Annotated in this window: 17 protein-coding genes; 10 read left to right on the top strand and 7 right to left on the bottom strand. The window is 69.2% G+C overall.

Annotated features, from left to right (window positions below):
• Window positions 1-2 precede the first annotated feature (2 nt).
• Window positions 3-1,088 (bottom strand): NeuD/PglB/VioB family sugar acetyltransferase, encoded by a 1,086-nt coding sequence (locus AC2D9U_RS06650; RefSeq protein WP_484747520.1) that lies wholly within the window; start codon window positions 1,086-1,088, stop codon window positions 3-5.
• Between the two features lie 185 nt (window positions 1,089-1,273).
• Between AC2D9U_RS06650 and AC2D9U_RS06645 the strand changes: the two genes are divergently transcribed.
• The 3 genes from AC2D9U_RS06645 (at window position 1,274) to AC2D9U_RS06635 (ending at window position 4,089) form a co-directional block, all read left to right on the top strand.
• Window positions 1,274-2,854, top strand: coding sequence for a leucyl aminopeptidase family protein (locus AC2D9U_RS06645; RefSeq protein ID WP_484747519.1), 1,581 nt, complete (start codon window positions 1,274-1,276; stop codon window positions 2,852-2,854).
• A 137-nt stretch (window positions 2,855-2,991) separates the two neighbouring features.
• Window positions 2,992-3,372 carry a MarR family transcriptional regulator gene (locus AC2D9U_RS06640; protein ID WP_484747518.1) on the top strand — a complete coding sequence of 127 codons (381 nt, stop codon included), beginning with the start codon at window positions 2,992-2,994 and terminating at the stop codon, window positions 3,370-3,372.
• A gap of 279 nt (window positions 3,373-3,651) precedes the next feature.
• A complete protein-coding gene (locus AC2D9U_RS06635; protein WP_484747517.1) occupies window positions 3,652-4,089 on the top strand; it encodes an RrF2 family transcriptional regulator in 438 nt (145 codons plus the stop codon).
• Here the strand turns inward: AC2D9U_RS06635 and AC2D9U_RS06630 are convergent.
• A complete protein-coding gene (locus AC2D9U_RS06630; protein ID WP_484747515.1) occupies window positions 4,050-4,490 on the bottom strand; it encodes an ArsR/SmtB family transcription factor in 441 nt (146 codons plus the stop codon). The genes AC2D9U_RS06635 and AC2D9U_RS06630 overlap by 40 nt on opposite strands.
• Before the next feature lie 4 nt (window positions 4,491-4,494).
• Here AC2D9U_RS06630 and AC2D9U_RS06625 point away from each other — a divergent pair, with 4 nt between their 5' ends.
• The 3 genes from AC2D9U_RS06625 to AC2D9U_RS06615 are packed head-to-tail and all read left to right on the top strand — an operon-like array spanning window position 4,495 to window position 5,595.
• The gene (locus AC2D9U_RS06625) at window positions 4,495-4,713 is read left to right on the top strand and encodes a YgaP family membrane protein (RefSeq protein ID WP_484747514.1); all 219 of its coding nucleotides are present in this window, start codon (window positions 4,495-4,497) and stop codon (window positions 4,711-4,713) included.
• 1 nt (window position 4,714) lies between these two features.
• Window positions 4,715-5,143, top strand: a complete 429-nt coding sequence (locus tag AC2D9U_RS06620) for a YeeE/YedE family protein (RefSeq protein WP_484747512.1) — start codon at window positions 4,715-4,717, stop codon at window positions 5,141-5,143.
• A gap of 8 nt (window positions 5,144-5,151) precedes the next feature.
• Window positions 5,152-5,595 carry a DUF6691 family protein gene (locus AC2D9U_RS06615; protein ID WP_484747511.1) on the top strand — a complete coding sequence of 148 codons (444 nt, stop codon included), beginning with the start codon at window positions 5,152-5,154 and terminating at the stop codon, window positions 5,593-5,595.
• Window positions 5,596-5,871: 276 nt separating this feature from the next.
• Here the strand turns inward: AC2D9U_RS06615 and AC2D9U_RS06610 are convergent, their stop codons facing one another.
• The 4 genes from AC2D9U_RS06610 to AC2D9U_RS06595 are packed head-to-tail and all read right to left on the bottom strand — an operon-like array spanning window position 5,872 to window position 11,040.
• Window positions 5,872-7,581 carry an ABC transporter ATP-binding protein gene (locus AC2D9U_RS06610; protein ID WP_484747510.1) on the bottom strand — a complete coding sequence of 570 codons (1,710 nt, stop codon included), beginning with the start codon at window positions 7,579-7,581 and terminating at the stop codon, window positions 5,872-5,874.
• A gap of 5 nt (window positions 7,582-7,586) precedes the next feature.
• Complete coding sequence (locus AC2D9U_RS06605; RefSeq protein WP_484747509.1) at window positions 7,587-8,417, bottom strand: ABC transporter permease; 831 nt, start codon at window positions 8,415-8,417, stop codon at window positions 7,587-7,589.
• Entirely contained in the window at window positions 8,414-9,406 is a 993-nt protein-coding gene (locus AC2D9U_RS06600; RefSeq protein ID WP_484747507.1) for an ABC transporter permease, read from the bottom strand. Before AC2D9U_RS06600 ends, AC2D9U_RS06605 begins: the two co-directional genes overlap by 4 nt.
• A gap of 59 nt (window positions 9,407-9,465) precedes the next feature.
• On the bottom strand, window positions 9,466-11,040 hold the full coding sequence (locus tag AC2D9U_RS06595) for an ABC transporter substrate-binding protein (RefSeq protein WP_484747505.1): 1,575 nt from the start codon (window positions 11,038-11,040) through the stop codon (window positions 9,466-9,468).
• A gap of 239 nt (window positions 11,041-11,279) precedes the next feature.
• Here AC2D9U_RS06595 and AC2D9U_RS06590 point away from each other — a divergent pair, with 239 nt between their 5' ends.
• Window positions 11,280-12,212 carry a LysR substrate-binding domain-containing protein gene (locus AC2D9U_RS06590; protein WP_484747503.1) on the top strand — a complete coding sequence of 311 codons (933 nt, stop codon included), beginning with the start codon at window positions 11,280-11,282 and terminating at the stop codon, window positions 12,210-12,212.
• Between the two features lie 107 nt (window positions 12,213-12,319).
• Here AC2D9U_RS06590 and AC2D9U_RS06585 read toward each other — a convergent pair whose 3' ends face one another.
• A complete protein-coding gene (locus AC2D9U_RS06585; protein WP_484747501.1) occupies window positions 12,320-13,339 on the bottom strand; it encodes an AraC family transcriptional regulator in 1,020 nt (339 codons plus the stop codon).
• Between the two features lie 196 nt (window positions 13,340-13,535).
• On the opposite strand from AC2D9U_RS06585, the gene dctP reads away from it, so the two are divergent.
• From dctP to AC2D9U_RS06570, 3 genes are read left to right on the top strand one after another with little or no spacing between them, the layout of a single operon-like run.
• Complete coding sequence (gene dctP, locus AC2D9U_RS06580; RefSeq protein WP_484747499.1) at window positions 13,536-14,507, top strand: TRAP transporter substrate-binding protein DctP; 972 nt, start codon at window positions 13,536-13,538, stop codon at window positions 14,505-14,507.
• The gene (locus tag AC2D9U_RS06575; RefSeq protein ID WP_484747497.1) at window positions 14,507-15,007 is read left to right on the top strand and encodes a TRAP transporter small permease; all 501 of its coding nucleotides are present in this window, start codon (window positions 14,507-14,509) and stop codon (window positions 15,005-15,007) included. Before dctP ends, AC2D9U_RS06575 begins: the two co-directional genes overlap by 1 nt.
• Window positions 15,008-15,009: 2 nt before the next feature.
• Window positions 15,010-16,290, top strand: coding sequence for a TRAP transporter large permease (locus tag AC2D9U_RS06570; RefSeq protein ID WP_484747495.1), 1,281 nt, complete (start codon window positions 15,010-15,012; stop codon window positions 16,288-16,290).
• Window positions 16,291-16,304 lie beyond the last annotated feature (14 nt).

Genomic DNA, 16,304 nt, shown 5'->3' with positions numbered 1-16,304 from the left:
CATCACGCGACCGCCTCGGCCTCGACCTCGAAGACGAAGCGCGGATCGGCGAGGCCGGCGACCAGCAGCAGGGTGCTGGTGGGGGCGTGGGTGCCGAGCATCGCCTCGCGCTGCGCCCGCCAGGCCGGGATGAGGTCGCGCTCGGTGAGGAAGACGTTGAGCTTGATGAGGTTCGCCGGCGTCATGCCATGGGCGGCGAGGATGGCGCCGAGATTGGCCAGCGCCTGTGCGATCTGGCCCGGCCCGTCCGGCACGATGGAGCCATCGGGGCGCACGCCGATCTGGCCCGACACCACCAGCCGGCGCGCGCCCTGCACCAGGGCGGCGTGGGAATAGCGCGAGCCGGGCGTGTGCACGCCGGGCGGGTTGCTGAATTGCGTCGTCATGGCCGGGGTCTCCAGGGGCGCACCAGCCTGCCCCAGCGGCGGGCGGAGGGGAACCGCCGGCACGCCGGCCACGGTCGTGCCCGGCGGCACGTCGCGCGTCACCACCGCGCCGGCGCCGACCACGGCACCCGCACCGATCCGCAGCCGCGGGAGCACGCGCACGCCGATGCCCAGGCTCGCCCCCTCGCCCACCGAGACCCCGCCCGCCAGCGCCACCGCCGGGGCGAGGGTGGCGAAATCCGCCAGCGCCGCATCATGCGCCAGCAGGCAGCCCGGGTTGAGCAGCACATGCCGGCCCAGCACCGCGTCGGCGGTGATGCTGACCCCGGCCATGACCACGCTGCCCGCCCCCAGCGCCACGCTGTCCCCCAGCCAGGCGCCCGGATGCACCAGCGTGGCGAAGCGCGGGCCGAGTGCTGCCTCCAGCCGCGCCGCGACGCGCGCCCGCGCCACCGGATCGCCGAGCGCGATCACGACCGACAGCCCCGGATCCGCGCGCAGCACGGCCAGCGCATCGCGATGCACCGGCAGGCCCTGCAACGTGGCCGGTGCAGCGCTTTCGGGATCGACGAGGAAGCCGGCCGGCTCGGCCGCCAGGCCGGCGCGGGCCTGGTCGCGCAGGAGTTGCAGCAACTCGCGCCCCAGATCGCCGGCGCCGAACAGCAGGACCCGGCCCGGCGAAGCGGGGGGGCGGGGCGTCATTGCCCGGCGCCGAGGCGGCGTGGCGGCATGGGGGCTTTCTCCGGCAGGAAGAACGGGTCCACACCGCTGATAGGAGTGGTGCGCGGCCGATTCAACTGGGAGTGGCATGGCCGGGTCATCCGTCACGGATATTGTGTCGAAAGCCGGGTGGATGGGCTTGCGATCCGAGGCAGAAAGAAAGACTGTTGAATCTCGATCGATTGCCGATTCCTCTTGCCTCGGTCGATCGTGTCGGTCTTGTGACTATCGTGCTGGCGCTTTCCGGCGCTAGCCTTTGTCGCCCGGTTTCCGTTCCTGCGCCGGACAGGTTGTGCTACCTCCGGTTGCAGACTATCGGCCTCTGCCTTGGCCAAGGAGTATCGATGCTCGATTGCCTGTCTACCGAAGCGGCTGCTGCCCTGCCGTTGCATGCCGTGACGCCCGAGGGGCTCGAGGCGCTGCTGGCCGGGCTGTCGCCGCTCGAGGCCGGCTTCCTGCGCGCCAGCGGCTTCAAGGCCAAGGCGCAGGAGATCCGCCTGCTGCCGGGTGGGTCGGGGATTTCGGGCGCGGTGCTCGGCCTGGGGGCGGAGGCGGATTCGCCCTACGCCTTCGGCGGCTGCGCCTTCGGCCTGCCGGAAGGCACCGTCTGGCGCGTGGAAGGGCCGGTGGCGGCAGAAGCCGTGACGCTGGGCTGGTGCCTCGGCGCCTATCGCTTCCGCCGCTTCAAGCAGGAGGCCGGACGCCTGCCCGCGCGGCTCCTGGCGCCGTCGCACGCGGCTGCTGCGGCCCAGGCCGCCGCCATCTGGCGCGGGCGCGACCTGATCAACCGGCCCGCCAATGATCTCGGTCCGGCTGAACTCGCCGCCGCGGTGGGCGAGCTGGCCGCCCGGCACGGTGCCAGCTTCGAGGTGATCGAGGGCGCGGCCCTGGCCGAGGGGTTCCCCGCCGTGCTCGCGGTCGGTCAGGGCGCGATCCCCGCCCGCGCGCCGCGCGTGGCCGTGCTCCGCTGGGGGTTCGACCGGCCCGAGGCGCCGCTGGTGGCGCTCTGCGGCAAGGGCGTGTGCTTCGATACGGGCGGACTCGACCTCAAGCCCTCCAGCGCGATGTTGCGGATGAAGAAGGATATGGGCGGCGCGGCGGCGATGATGGCAACCGCCGAGATGGTCATGGCGGCCGGGCTGCCGGTGCGCCTGCTGCTCCTGGTCGGCGCGGTGGAGAATGCCGTCTCCGGCGCCTCCTTCCGCCCGCTCGACGTGATTCGCACCCGCAAGGGACTGAGCGTGGAGATCGGCAACACCGATGCGGAAGGGCGCCTGGTGCTGGCCGATCTGTTGTGCTTCGCGGCCGAGCAACAACCCGCGATCATCCTCGACGGCGCCACGCTGACAGGCGCGGCGCGTGTCGCGCTCGGCCCCGATCTTCCGGCATTGTTCTGTGATGACGCTGCAACCGCCGAGATTTTGTTGCAGAGCGGCAGTACAACCCACGATCCCATGTGGCGCCTTCCATTACAAAAGAATTATATTTCTTGGCTGGACAGCAGCGTTGCCGACCTCAACAACGTGGCAACGAAGCCCATGGCGGGTTCGATCACGGCGGCGTTGTTTCTGTACCGTTTCATCCCGGCAGGGATGAAGTGGGTCCACCTCGACATCTACGCCTGGAACGATCAGACCCGGCCTGGGCGCCCGGAGGGCGGTGAGGTCCAGGCGGCACGCGCAATCACGCAGGCCCTGGCCAAGCTGTTCGGCGGGGCCAGCCACGCAGACAGAAAAAGCGCATCATGAAGACCCAGAAATCCCCATCCGGCCGCGCAACGAAGACGAAGGCGGCGGAAACCAAGAGCCGCGCCGCGGCCCCGGCCGCGGTGAAGACCAAGGCGGTGCCTGCCGGTCGCAAGCGTGACAACACAGGAGGCGTTTCCATGGCGGCCCATACCAGCACCGACCAGCTTATCGGCATCCTGCGCGAGACGGTGGTCTCCCTGGTTCGTCGCGACGGGCCCGACCTCTCCGCGCGCCAGCTCGGCGTCTTCCTGACCGTCTACCTGAATGACGGCCCGCACACGGTGCGTGGCCTGGCGGCGGAGCTGAACGTCTCCAAGCCCGCGATCACCCGCGCGCTGGACCGGCTGGGCGAACTCGACCTCGCGCGCCGCAAGGTGGACCCGATGGACCGCCGCTCGGTCCTGGTGCAGCGCACGCTCAAGGGCGCGGCCCTGCTGCGCGACATGCGCGCCATCCTGGCCGCCGCCGAGAAGGCCGCCCATGAGGCCGCCGCCGAGGCGCAGCGCAAGAGCGCCTGAAGCCGGCTCCGCGGGGCCATGACGGTCCCGCGGATTTTCGCCTGCGCACCATCCGATCTGACCGGATCGGATTGGTTGCCCGGGCCGAATGATCGCCACGGCAACATGCGTTCGAAGGGGTCGCGGCGCCGCCGCGACGCCGCCGGAACCTCGTGCCTTGAATTCAGGGTTTGCTGGGCACGGCCTCCGTCCCGGTGGACGGATCCTGCCTCGGGGCGCGTTGCGGATCCCACGGAAAATCAGAGCGCAGCATCAGGATTATCTTGATGGGGTGCCTGCGTGCATCCGACCCCGTACCCGAACCTCGCCCTGCGCGCGCCCGATCTCGTCACCGTCGATGACGTGGCCCGCGCGCGTCGCATCTCGAAGGCGCATCTGGCCAAGGTCGCCGCCGACCTCGCCCGGCGCGGCGGCATGCGCCTCGCCCGCCCGTCGGAGGAGAGCATCACGGTGGGCGAGGTCCTGCACCGGACCGAGGCACCGCTCCACCCCGTCGCGTGCTTCAGCCCCGACACCAACACCTGTCCGCTGCTTGGCGGCTGCCACCTCTCGCGCGGGTTGCAGCGGGCGCCGCGGGCCTTCCCTTCGGTGCTGGATGACCTGACCATCGCCGACATCGCCGACATCGCCTACAACAGAAGCGCATTGCGGGCGCGGCTCGACGTGATGCCGGCGGTTCAGCCTGCCTCTTCGCCGCGCGATTCCGGGGTGCAGTAGAGCGCGTAGAGCGTCTGCAGGATCGCCGCGACCTCGGCACTCGCCAGTCGGTAATGGATCGTCTGGCCGTCGCGGCGTGTCGCGACCAGGCCGAGATCGCGCATCCGCGCGAGATGTTGCGACAGGGCGGTCGGCGCCAGGCCGATCAGTTCGGCGAGTTGGCCGACCGATCTCTCGCCCTGCAGCAGGTGACACAACGCCATCAGGCGCTTCGCGTTGGCCAGGGTGGCGAGCAGCCGGGCGGCCTCCCCGGCCTTCTCCTCCATGGTCGCGATGGCCGGAGGCAGGGGCGCCGGGGCAGGGCTATCCCTGCCGAACAAAGCGGTATCGGTCATATCCTTTTTCATATTGACATCTTCGCATATTCGCATATACATGTCGAGTGACAGTTTCTGGATCATGCCCATGGCCAATGTCGGCTCCCTCGACCGCACGCTCCGCTTCGTGCTCAGCGCCCTGCTGGTCGCCGCCCCCCTTTTCCTGGCCGAGGCCTTCGCGCCGCTGGGCGCGTGGCGCTTCGCGCTCGTCGCCTGGGGCGTGGTGATGCTCGGCACGGCGGTCTTCCGCTTCTGCCCGGCCTACACGCTGTTGGGCATCCGCACCTGCCCGGTCGCCAAGTCCTGACATGATCGCGACCGACTTCACCCCTGGTGCGGCACTGCTCGGCGGCGCGCTGATCGGTGCCGCCGCGGTTGCCCTCATGGCGGCCACCGGGCGCATCGCCGGCATCAGCGGCATCGCCATGCGCCTGCTGCCGCCCTATGGGGATTCTGGCCTGCCGGGGCGGGTCGCCTTCCTGCTGGGAATCGCCCTGGCCCCGCTGCTGGGCGCGCTGGGCACGGGCAGCCTGCCGGTGCCGCGGATCGAGGCATCGATGCCCTTGCTCCTGCTCGCCGGACTTCTCGTCGGCTTCGGCGCGGTCTGGGGCAATGGCTGCACCTCGGGCCACGGCGTCTGCGGCCTGTCGCGCCTGTCCCTGCGCTCGCTGGTCGCCACGGCGATCTTCATGGCGAGTGCGATCGCGACCGTCTTCCTCCTCCGTCACCTGACGTGAGCCCGGCCATGGTGATCCTCGTCCAATTCGCGATCGGCCTGTTGTTCGGCCTTGGCCTGGTTGTCGCGGGCATGTCCGATCCCGCCAAGGTGCTGAACTTCCTGGACCTCGCCGCGATTCCGACAGGCGGCTGGGACGCCAGCCTCGCCTTCGTGATGGCTGGCGCGATCGGCGTGACCTTCCTGGGCTACCGGTTCGTGCTGCGGCGTGGCCGGCCGATCTTCGGTGATCGCTTTCACCTGCCGACGGCGACAGGGCTCGATGGCCGCATCCTGGCCGGGCCGGCGATCTTCGGCATCGGTTGGGGCCTGGCGGGGTTCTGCCCGGGCCCGGCGCTGACGGCGCTGTTCATCGGCGGGGCGCCGGCCTGGACCTTCCTGTTCGCCATGTTCGTCGGCATGGCAGGCGCCCGCTTCCTTGCCGCGCGCCACGGCACGATCCGGGCACGCTGAAGCCAGGCGCGGGAAGGTTTCATCCTCCTGCGCCAGAATTGCGTCATCCTCCCCGGCAGGATCGACCATGCCCCAGGGCAATACGCGTTCAGATGCAATCACCCGAACGCATCGCGTGCCCAGGATTCACGGCGTGCCAAATGGTGCTGCGTTCATGGGAAGGCAGCCTGCCAGGGCCGCTGGACAATGGTGTTTCGGGCGCAGCGGCATGTCCTGCCTTGCGCTGGGTGTGTCGCCCCTGCCCGCCGATGGATGGCCACAATCCAGGCCGGCCGGTCACTGGCCCGCCGGCCCTGCCTGCGATTCCGCCAGCCGCAATTGCCACTCGCGCCCCGGCACGGATGCCAGCAACGTCCGTGTGTATTCATGCTGCGGATCGGCGAAGATCGCGGCGGTGCGACCATGTTCGACGATGCGCCCGCTCTTCAGCACCACGATCTCCTCGCAGACATGGGCCGCGACGCGCAGATCATGGGTGATGAAGAGCATCGTCAGGCCGAAGCGCCGGCGCAGATCGTCGAGCAGGTCGAGGACCTGCTTCTGCACGGACACGTCCAGAGCGGAGACCGGCTCGTCGGCGATCAGCACATCCGGCTTCACGGCAAGGGCGCGGGCGATGCCGATGCGCTGGCGTTGCCCGCCCGAGAATTCATGCGGGTAGCGCTCCGCCGCCTTCGGCTCCAGGCCGACCAGGGTGAGAAGTTCCTTCGCCTGTGCCATGGCCGCGTCCGGGGTTTCGCCCTGGAGGATGGCGCCGCGCGCGATGATGTCGCCGACCCGCGTGCGCGGGTTGAGCGAGGCGAAGGGATCCTGGAACACCATCTGCACGCGTGAGCGCAGCGGCCGCCATGCGCTGCGGCTCAGGCCCACGATCTCGTGGCCGGCGATCCTGACCGAACCGCCATCGGCGTGTTCGAGGCCGATCAAGCAGCGTGCGAGCGTCGATTTGCCCGAGCCTGACTCGCCCACCACCGCCACCGCGCTGCCGCGCTTCACGTCAAGATCGACCTGGTTGACGGCGTGCACCGCCTTGCGCCCGGTGCCGCCGAGCCACGGCAACCACCGTGTCAGCCACGGCGCGCCCTGCGACCTGCGGCCATAGACCTTGTCGAGGTTGCGGATCTCGACAAGCGCCTCGCGCGGCATGTCGGCAGCGCCGGCGATGCCCTGGCGGGGCACGAGGCTGGGAACGGCGTCGATCAGCGCGCGGGTATAGGGGTGCTGCGGCCGGCTCAGCACGGACTCGACATCGCCATGCTCGACGACCTCGCCGTAGCGCATGACCGCGACCCGGTCGGCGATCTCGGCGACGACGCCGAAATTATGCGTGATGAACAGCAGGGCCGTGCCGTGCCGCTGCTGCAACTCCTTCAGCAGCGTCAGGATCTGCGCTTCGGTGGTGACGTCGAGCGCGGTTGTCGGCTCATCGGCGATGATGAGCCTCGGCTCCAGCACGAGGCTCATCGCGATCATCACGCGCTGGCGCTGGCCGCCCGAGAGCTCATGCGGATAGGCCCCGAAGAGGCGCGCCGGGTCGGGCAGCCGCACATCCTCGAAGGTTGCAACCACGCGCCGGCGGCGTTCGGCCCGGCTCCAGTCGGTATGTGCCTCGAGGATCTCGTCGATCTGCCGGCCGATGGTCATCAGCGGATTCAGCGCGACCATCGGTTCCTGGAAGATCATGGCGATCTTGCCGCCGCGCACCTGGCGCATCCGCCGGGCATCGGCCTGCGCGAGGTCCTCGCCCTCCAGCAGCACGCTGCCGCCGGCGATGCGCACCTGCGGTTCAGGCAGCAGCCGGAGGATGGCGCGTGCCATCACCGACTTGCCCGATCCGGACTCGCCCACGACGCACAAGGTCTCCCCCGCCCCGATCTGAAGCGAGACCTGCTTCACCGCCTGCGGCCGATCCGCCCAGCTGGGCAGGGCGACGGACAGATCCCTGATGTCCAGGATCGGCGCCGCCGGGCCGCCTGCGGGGGCCATGCCCTTCATGGCGTCCGCAGCCTCGGGTTCAGCGCGTCGTTCAGCGCCTCCCCTACCAGATTGATGCTGAGCACCGTCAGCAGGATGGCGACGCCGGGGATGGCGACCAGCCACCAGGCGTCGCGCAGGAAACTGCGCCCGGCGCCGACCATGAAGCCCCAGCTCATCTGATTGGGCGCGCCGAGACCGAGGAAGGAGAGCGCCGATTCCGTCAGGATCGCGGTGGCCACCAGCAGCGATCCGGTCACGATCAGCGGCGAGAGCGCATTGGGCAGGATCTGGCGCAGCAGGATGGCGGCGTCGCGCTCACCCAGCGTGATGGCGGCCTGGACGAATTCGCGCGAGCGCAGCGTCAGCACTTCCCCGCGCACGATGCGCGCGATGGGCGGCCAGCTGACCGTCGCGATGGCGACGACGACGCTGGTGATGGAGGGCGAGAGGATGGCAACCAGCAGGATCGCGAAGATGAAGGAGGGGATGGTCTGGAAGAACTCCGTCAGCCGCATCAGGACGTCATCGATGCGCCCGCCATGGAAGCCGGCGAGGGCACCCACGAGGCCGCCGAAGGCAACCGCGCTGAGCGTGGCGATGATGGCGATCAGCAGCGTCGTGCGGGCCCCGAAGACGAGCCCCGCCCAGATGCTGCGACCCAGCGAATCCGTGCCGAGTCCGAAGCTGCCGAAGGGGCGCGCAAAGGGGGCGCCCGCAATGGCGAAGGGATCGGTCTGGGCGATCAGGGGGGCCGCGATGGCGGCCAGAACCACAAGGCCAAGCCAGACGAGCCCGAAGGCCGCCCGGGGATTGGCGATGAGGCGAAGCCAGAAGGGCCTGTTCATGACCTGCCCCCGACGCGGATGCGCGGATCGAGCAGCACATAGATCACGTCCACGACGAGGTTCACGACCACCACGAGGCAGGCCGAGAGGAAGAAGATGCCCAGCAGCAGGTTGAAGTCCCGGGCGAAGAGCGACTGGAAGGCGAGCTGGCCCAGGCCGGGCCAGGCGAACACCGTCTCGACCACCACCGAGCCGCCGAGCAGGGCGCCGACCTGCACGCCCGCCATGGTGACAACCGGCAGCAACGCGTTGCGCAGGATATGGCGCCGCGTGATCCGGCCCTCTGTCAGGCCCTTGGCACGGGCCGTGGTGACATACTCCGCCCCGCGCTGCTCCAGGACCGTCGCGCGCATCAGGCGCGTGTAGAGCGCCAGATAGAACAGCGAGAGCGTGATCGTCGGCAGCACGAGATGGTGCGCGATATCCACCACCCGTGCGAAGCCCTCGTTGAAGGCGACCACATCCTCCATGCCCGAGGTCGGGAACCAGTCGAGCCAGATGGAGAAGACCAGGATCAGCATCAGCCCGATCCAGAACAGCGGCGTTGCATAGGCCACGACGGCAACGACCGAGATCAGGTGGTCGCGCCACGTCCGCACCCACAGGGCCGCCAGCAGCCCCACGATCACGCCACCGCCGACCGAGAGGACGAAGGTCGCGCCCATCAGCAGCAGCGTGGGCCAGAGCCGTTCCAGGATGAGCTCGAGCACCGGCGCGTTGTTGCGGAAGGAATAGCCGAGATCGAGCAGCAGGATGTTCTTCAGGTACAGGCCGAGCTGCACGAGCATCGGCTTGTCCAGCCCGAAGCGGGCCCGCAGCTGCTCGACATATTCGGCCGGTGCCCCGCCGGCCTCGCCCGCCAGCACCGTCGCGGCGTCGCCAGGTGCCAGTTGCAGCAGCAGGAAGTTCAGCACCACGACGCCCAGCACGACAGGCACCGCCTGGAACAGCCGCAGGAAGACGTATCGGGCAAGCCGATTGCCGCGCATGCCCTATCCTTCCTGCCGAGCGGTCCGTTCGGCCGGGGCGCGATGCCCGCTCCGCACGCCTATTCGCGCCAGGCGCGATCGAAGGAGGCGAACAGGCCGAGCGGGCTCACGATCACGTCGCGCGAACGCCGGTCGAGGACGGTCGCGAAGTTGATTTCGTGGGTCCAGGCCAGCGGTGCGGCGGCCACGACGATGCGCTGGATCTCGGCGTATTGCTCCGCGCGCTTGCGCGCATCGGGCTCGATCGTCGCCTGGTCCATCAGCGCGTCGGCCCGCGGGTCGCTCCAGCGGACGCCGTTGACGAACACGGTGCCCGGCCGGATGAACCGCGAATGGAACGCCCGGTGGACGCCGATGACAGGGTCCGCCAGGTTGAAGAGGTGGTTGGAGGACACGTCGTAGTCGTAGTCGGTGTAGATGCGCCGCAGCCAGGTCGGCACGTCCTCGTAGCGCAGGCTTGCCCGGATGCCGATGCGCGCCAGCGCCTGCTGGGTGTATTCGCCGAAGCGGCGCCATTCCTCGCCATAGGGCGTGATGTCGTGCACGATCTCGAAGCGGGTGCCGTCGGCCCGGCGCGGGAAGCCTGCCTCATCGAGCAGCCGGTTCGCGCGATCCACCCCGTCGGGCACGTTGTAGTTGGTGACATCGGCGTTGAAGAGGCCCGTCGGCGCGAAGTTCGAGCTGATCGGCCCATTGGTCGGCTTGCCGAAGCCGAACCAGATGTTGTCCACCACGAACTGCCGGTCGATGGCGAAGGAGATCGCCTGGCGGACCTTCACGTTGTCGAAGGGCGGCTTGCGCGTGTTGAACATCAGCTCGACGACGGGCGAGACCATCTCATAGCCCCGGGTCTCGATGCGGATGTTGGGCAGCCGCTCGAGCCGCCGGACATCGTTGTAGGGCACGGCGCCGAAGCCGGCGACATGCACATCGCCCCGTTCAAGCGCGGCCGCGCGGGTGCCCGTATCGCCGATGAAGCGGACAACGATGCGATCGAGGTAGGGCAGGTTCGGCTTCCAATAGTCGGGATTGCGGTCGAGCCGGACGAATTCGCCGCGCCGCCACTGGAAGAACTTGAACGGTCCCGTGCCGACGGGCGTGTTGGCATTCGCGTGGCTGCGGATGTCGCCCTGGCTGAACACGTGCCTGGGCAGGATCGGCGATTCATAGCCCGACAGGGCAGCCATCATGTAGGGCGCCGGGCGGTTGAGACGGAAGATCGCCGTCTGGGCATCCGGCGTATCGACGGCGGTGACCTCGGCGAAGGTGTTGATGCCGCGCGGATGGACCTTCTTCAGGACCTCCATGACGGTGAACTGCACGTCGGCGCTGGTGAAGGGCTGGCCATCGTGGAACTTCACCCCGGCGCGCAGGCGGAAGGTGATGGTGCGGCCGTCGTCGGAGATGGTCCAGGATTCGGCAAGGCAGGGGATCGGCTTCAGGTCGAAGTCATACTCGCACAGCCCGTCATAGACCTTCGCCGCCACCTGGCCGATGGGCAGTGCGGTCGAGATGTAGGAGGCGAGCGTCGGCGGCTCTGGCTGGACGACCATCACCAGCGTGCCGCCGCGCCGCTGCGCCGCGGCCGGCTCGGGCATAAGCCCCGCGCCCGCGAGGCCGGCAAGCGATGCCATCTTGCCAAGCGAACGTCTGTCGATGCCCATCGCATTTTCCTTCTGGTGAAGTTGCGGGTTCGTCCCGGAGTCTGGCGATGAAATCCGTCCCGGATGCAGGTCCGTGTCAGGTGCCTGAAACCCTAGCGGCAGCCTTTGCGCCCCGGCCATTGTTATTTTTCGATGGATTATGCAAATTCCGCATGATCTCGATGCGGCGCGGGCCGGCACGCCGCGCTGCGGCGCCTGGGGGATGAACGGTGGATATCGGATGGCTCGAGGATTTCCTGAGCCTCGCCTCGACGGGCAGCTTCTCGCGCTCGGCCGCCGACCGCAACATCAGCCAGCCGGCTTTCAGCCGGCGCATTCGCGCGCTCGAACAGTGGCTGGGGGCAGAGCTGATCGATCGTTCCCACCTGCCCACCACGCTCAGCCCGACGGGCCACGCCTTCTATCAGACCGCGCTTGACGTCGTGGGAGCCTTGCACCGCGAGCGTGCGGAACTCCGCGGCCTGGTCAAGCGCGATGCGCGCACCATCAGCATCTGCGCGACCCATACCCTGGCGATCCACTTCGCGCCGCAATGGCTTGGTGCCTTGCGGGAAGGCAGTGTGGGCGGCGAGATCAACGTGAAGATGGTGGCCGCGGATCTCGACGATTGCGGGCAGGCGCTGCGCGAGGGCGCGTGCGATCTGGTGCTGGCCTATCACACCCCCGCCGTTCCCTCCGTCTTCGGCATGGCGCGCTTCGAGGCCATCACGATCGGGACCGACACCGTCATTCCCGTCTCGGCACCGGACGGGCAGGGTCGTCCCCTGCATCCGATCGCGGCGAAGGGGCAGGAGGCCTTTCCGCTGCTGGCCTACGCCTCCAATTCCTATCTCGGCCGCCTGGTCGGGTCCTCGCTGGAATCCTGGGGTCTCAACCAGCGTATCCGCCCTTCCTATGAAAGCGCGCTGGTCGAGGCGCTGAAGGGCATGGCGCTGATGGGCCAGGGCGTTGCCTGGCTCCCGCGCTCGGCGATCGGCGGCGACCTCGCCGCGGGGCGTCTCATGGCCTGCGGCATCGGCCCCGACTTCGCCCTGCATGTGGACATCCGGGCCTATCGCCGGGTCGAGCGCGGGTCGGCGATCCTGGAACAGGTCTGGCGGAAGCTGGGCGAGATGCCCAACGCCCATGCACGTCTTGCATAGGCATTGGGCAAGCGGAGGCTGAGCCGGCCTTCACTCCGGCCGCCGGTGATCCTGTCCGGCGCGCGGCCTTGCTGGCCTTTTCCCGCCCCTGCCGAGGCGGATCCACTTCAGGGGGGCAAGCCCAACTCCGGCGGCTCCGCCAGGGCGTGGCCGCGCCGCCGGGTGCGCCCGGGCGGGACCCCGAACTCGGCGCGATAGGCGGCGGAGAAGTGCTGGCTCGACCCGAAGCCGCAGGCGAAGGCCACCTCCGTCACACTGCGCGCCGGCTCCTCGCGGATCAGCCGCTGCGCCTCCCGCAAGCGCAGGTTCCTCAGGTGCTGCGCCGGCGTGGCGTTGGTGATCAGCCGGCAGTAATGCGCGAACCGCGTGCGTGACAGGCCGCATTCGCGCGCCATGTCCTCCAGCCGCCAATCCTCGCCCAGCGCCAGGGGCAGGCGGGCCAGGAACACCTCCACCGTCCGGCGCGTCGTCGCTGCGTCAGGGTCCGGTGGCGGCGGCGCCGCATCGATCGCATCCAGCAGAGCCAGCAGCATGGCGTTGCCGGCCACCATCATCCGCGCCTCGCCGCTTTCGGGGGAGTGCCGTTCAAGCACCCCGCGGATCTCGAGGAAGGCCTGCACCAGCGGCTGTGAGGCGCGCAGCACCGCGCGGTCGTTTCGGGTGAGGTGGTCGTGCAGGCGCCGCGCCTCCGCCTCCGACCACAGCAGCCAGTGCGGCCAGCGCCAGCGATCCGTCGGCCGGCGCATGTCCACGTCGAGCAGCATCCAGACGAGCTGGTTGGCGCCGACATGCGGCGTGCCGATGGCATGCAGTTGCCAGGGCCGGACGATGAAGGCGTCGCCGGCCGAAAGCTGGTGCGCCACGCCATCCACCTCGAGCGCCAGGCTGCCATGGGCGACGAAGGCGAACTTGATCCCCTCGTTGCAGTGGCGCGCCAGGCCCCAGCGTTGCGTCGCCGGTGCGTCCCAGAATCCGATGGTGCAGATGCCGGGCAGGCGCCCGTCCAGCGCCTGTCCCGGATAGCCGCCGCGCGTCCAGGCGACGAGGCGCGTCTCCCCCCGCGCTGCAGCCTCCTGCAGGGCGCGGCAATTGTCGGCGTAGAGGAGGGAGCCTGGCTGGCGGAACACCGCCGGGCGAACCCGATATGCGCGCGCGGCCCGCCCCTGCGGCATGGCGCCTACCCCCATCCCCCGTCAAAGATGGAGGGCGAATAACCGGAATTTAAGAAATTTACCAGTGGCAGCGCCCGCAAGCCATTGCGCCGTGACTGGGGCAGAAGGCGCCGGCGTGCCGACAGGCCCGCACCACGGGGAGACGCCATACATGAAGATCTTCGCCTTCGCCGCCGCCATGCTGGCCGCCGTCATCGGCCTGCCGGCAGCCGCCGCCGCACAGCAGACGCTGCGGCTCGGCCACAACATCTCGACCTCCTCGCCCTATCACCTGGCGGCCGAGCACTTCGCGCGGCTGGTGCAGGAACGCACCCAGGGGCGCATTCGCGTGCAGGTCTTCCCGGCCGGCGCGCTGGGCAATGAGCGCGACATGATCGAGGGCGCGCAGATCGGCACGATCGACCTGGTCGTGACCTCCTCCGCCGCGGCTGGTCCCTTCGTGCCGGCGCTGCGGATTCTCGACGTGCCCTTCCTGTTCCGCGACCCCGCGCATGCGCGTGGCGTGCTGGACGGCCCGCTGGGCGCCGAGCTGCTGGCGGCGATGCCGCCGCGCAACCTGGTCGGGCTCGCCTGGGGCGACATCGGCTTCCGCCACATCACCGCGAACCGCGCCGTGCGCACCGCCGACGACATGCGCGGCCTGAAGCTGCGTTCGCAGAACAACCCGATCCACCTTGCCGCCTATCGTGCGCTCGGCGCGCAGCCGACGGTGATCGGCTTCAACGAGCTGTACGCCGCGCTGCAGACCGGCGTGGTGGATGCGAACGAACAGCCGGTGTCGATCCATGTCGCGAGCCGGTTCTTCGAGGTGCAGCGCCACCTGACGATGACCGGCCATCTTGTCGCCTCGGCGATGTTCGTCGCCTCGCCCTCCACCTTCAACCGCCTGCCGGCGGCGACGCAGGAGATCCTGCGCGTGGCGGCTCGTGAGTCCATCCCGGTGATGCGCAACGCGGCCGACGAGCAGGATCGCGCGGGCCTCGCCACGCTGCGCGAGCGCGGCATGACCATCCAGGAGACCTTCGACCGCGACAGCTTCATCCGCGCCCTGCAGCCGGCCTTCGTCGAATTCGGCCGCGAGCTGGGCGAGGCGAACATCCGCCGGATCCAGGAGGCGCGCTGATGCTGGCGCTGCGCAGCGCCGTCCTGGCGGTGGACCGCGTGACCACGGCGGTCGTCACCTGGGCGGCCTGCGCGGCGTTGGCCACCGCGGCCTGCATGGCGCTGGGGCAGGTCTTCATGCGCTATGTCGCCCGCCAGCCCACCGCCTGGTCCGAGCCGGTGGTGCAGATGGCGGTGATCTGGATGGTCTATCTGGGCGCGGCCGCCACCTTCCGCGCCGGCGCGCTGGTCGCGATCGACCTGCTGGCGGACCGGCTGAGGGGCCGCTGGCGGGGCGGCCTGCGCCTGTTCATCACGGCCTGCGCGCTTGTGCTGCTTCTGCACATGGGCTGGTACGGCTGGGAGATGGCCGAACGCGCGCGCTTCAACGTGAACCCGACGCTCGGCATCTCGATGTCCTGGGGCTTCGCCGCCATCCCGGTGGGGGCCTTCTTCGCCATCATCGCGGTGATCGCACACGCCTTCGACCCGCCCTCGCGCGAGATCGATACCGGGACCTGACGATGCTGACCCATTCGCTGCTCGTGGTGATGTGCACGCTGTTCCTGCTCAGCGTGCCGATCGCGGTGTCCATCGGGCTCGCCGCTATCTTCGGCATCCAGGTGCTGGGTGCGATCAACCCGGTGATCATCGGCCAGCAGCTCTATGTCGTACTCGACAAGTTCCCGCTCGTCGCGATCCCCTTCTTCATCCTGGCGGGCAACCTGATGGACACCGGCGGCATCTCGCGCCGGCTGATCGACGTGGCGCGCGCCCTTGTCGGCAACACGCAGGGCGGTCTCGCCGCCACATGTGTTGTCGCCTGCATGATCTTCGCCGCCGTCTCGGGTTCCTCGACCGCCACCACCTTCGCCATCGGCGCCATCATGATCCCGGCCCTGGTGCGCGCCGGCTATCCGAAGCCCTGGGCGGCGGGCCTGCAGGCGACCTCGGCCGAGCTGGGTGTCATCATCCCGCCCTCGATCCCGATGATCCTGTTCGGCGTCGCGGCCGATGTCTCCATCGGCGAACTCTTCATCGCGGGTTTCGGCCCGGGGCTGCTGATCGGCTTCGTGCTGATCGCCTATGTCCTGATCTGGGCGCGCCTGACCGGGCACGGAAAGGGCGACGCGCTGGAGGGCGTGGACCCCTGGCCCGCTTTCCGTCGCGCCATCTGGGCCCTGCTGATGCCCGTCGTCGTGCTGGGCGGCATCTATGGCGGCGTCTTCACGCCCACCGAGGCCTCCGCGATCGCGGTCGGCTACGCCTTCCTGGTCGGCATGTTCATCCACCGCGAACTCACCTGGCGCGACATCGGGCCCGTGCTGAGGAAGTCGGTCATCTCCTCCGTCATCATCCTCTTCATCATCGCCTGGGCGGGGCTGTTCGCCTTCCTGATCAATCGCGAAGGCATCCCGGCCGCGATCGGCGCCTGGATGCTGGGAATCATCGACGATCCGGTGACCTTCCTGCTGATCGTCAACGTGGTGCTGTTCCTGATCGGCATGTTCATCGAGGGATCGGCCGCGATCATCGTCCTCGCCCCGATCCTGGTGCCCGTGGCGATCCAGTACGGCATCGACCCGGTGCATTTCGGCATCATCATGGTGGTGAACCTCGCCATCGGCTTCATCACCCCGCCCTTCGGCGTGAACCTGTTCGCCGCCTGCACCGTGGCGCGCATCCCGCTGGAGCGGATCATCCCGCCGATCCTCGCCTTCATCGGCGTGGTCGTCGCCTGCCTGCTGCTCATCACCTACATCCCGCCCGTCTCGCTCGCGCTGCGCGACTGGGTCTATCGCTGAGGTCGCCATGCGCT

The sequence above is a fragment of the Roseomonas sp. TF40 genome, assembly GCF_057219975.1.
The sequence above is the reverse complement of the archived record's forward strand: the minus strand, read 5'-3'. Positions and strand labels throughout refer to the sequence as shown.

Coding starts and splice junctions, on each gene's coding strand:
- AC2D9U_RS06650 (WP_484747520.1), bottom strand. CDS start 1,088: ATGACGCCCCGCCCCCCCGCTTCGCCGGGCCGGGTCCTGCTGTTCGGC.
- AC2D9U_RS06640 (WP_484747518.1), top strand. CDS start 2,992: ATGGCGGCCCATACCAGCACCGACCAGCTTATCGGCATCCTGCGCGAG.
- AC2D9U_RS06630 (WP_484747515.1), bottom strand. CDS start 4,490: ATGATCCAGAAACTGTCACTCGACATGTATATGCGAATATGCGAAGAT.
- AC2D9U_RS06625 (WP_484747514.1), top strand. CDS start 4,495: ATGGCCAATGTCGGCTCCCTCGACCGCACGCTCCGCTTCGTGCTCAGC.
- AC2D9U_RS06620 (WP_484747512.1), top strand. CDS start 4,715: ATGATCGCGACCGACTTCACCCCTGGTGCGGCACTGCTCGGCGGCGCG.
- AC2D9U_RS06615 (WP_484747511.1), top strand. CDS start 5,152: ATGGTGATCCTCGTCCAATTCGCGATCGGCCTGTTGTTCGGCCTTGGC.
- AC2D9U_RS06610 (WP_484747510.1), bottom strand. CDS start 7,581: ATGGCCCCCGCAGGCGGCCCGGCGGCGCCGATCCTGGACATCAGGGAT.
- AC2D9U_RS06605 (WP_484747509.1), bottom strand. CDS start 8,417: ATGAACAGGCCCTTCTGGCTTCGCCTCATCGCCAATCCCCGGGCGGCC.
- AC2D9U_RS06600 (WP_484747507.1), bottom strand. CDS start 9,406: ATGCGCGGCAATCGGCTTGCCCGATACGTCTTCCTGCGGCTGTTCCAG.
- AC2D9U_RS06595 (WP_484747505.1), bottom strand. CDS start 11,040: ATGGCATCGCTTGCCGGCCTCGCGGGCGCGGGGCTTATGCCCGAGCCG.
- dctP (WP_484747499.1), top strand. CDS start 13,536: ATGAAGATCTTCGCCTTCGCCGCCGCCATGCTGGCCGCCGTCATCGGC.
- AC2D9U_RS06575 (WP_484747497.1), top strand. CDS start 14,507: ATGCTGGCGCTGCGCAGCGCCGTCCTGGCGGTGGACCGCGTGACCACG.
- AC2D9U_RS06570 (WP_484747495.1), top strand. CDS start 15,010: ATGCTGACCCATTCGCTGCTCGTGGTGATGTGCACGCTGTTCCTGCTC.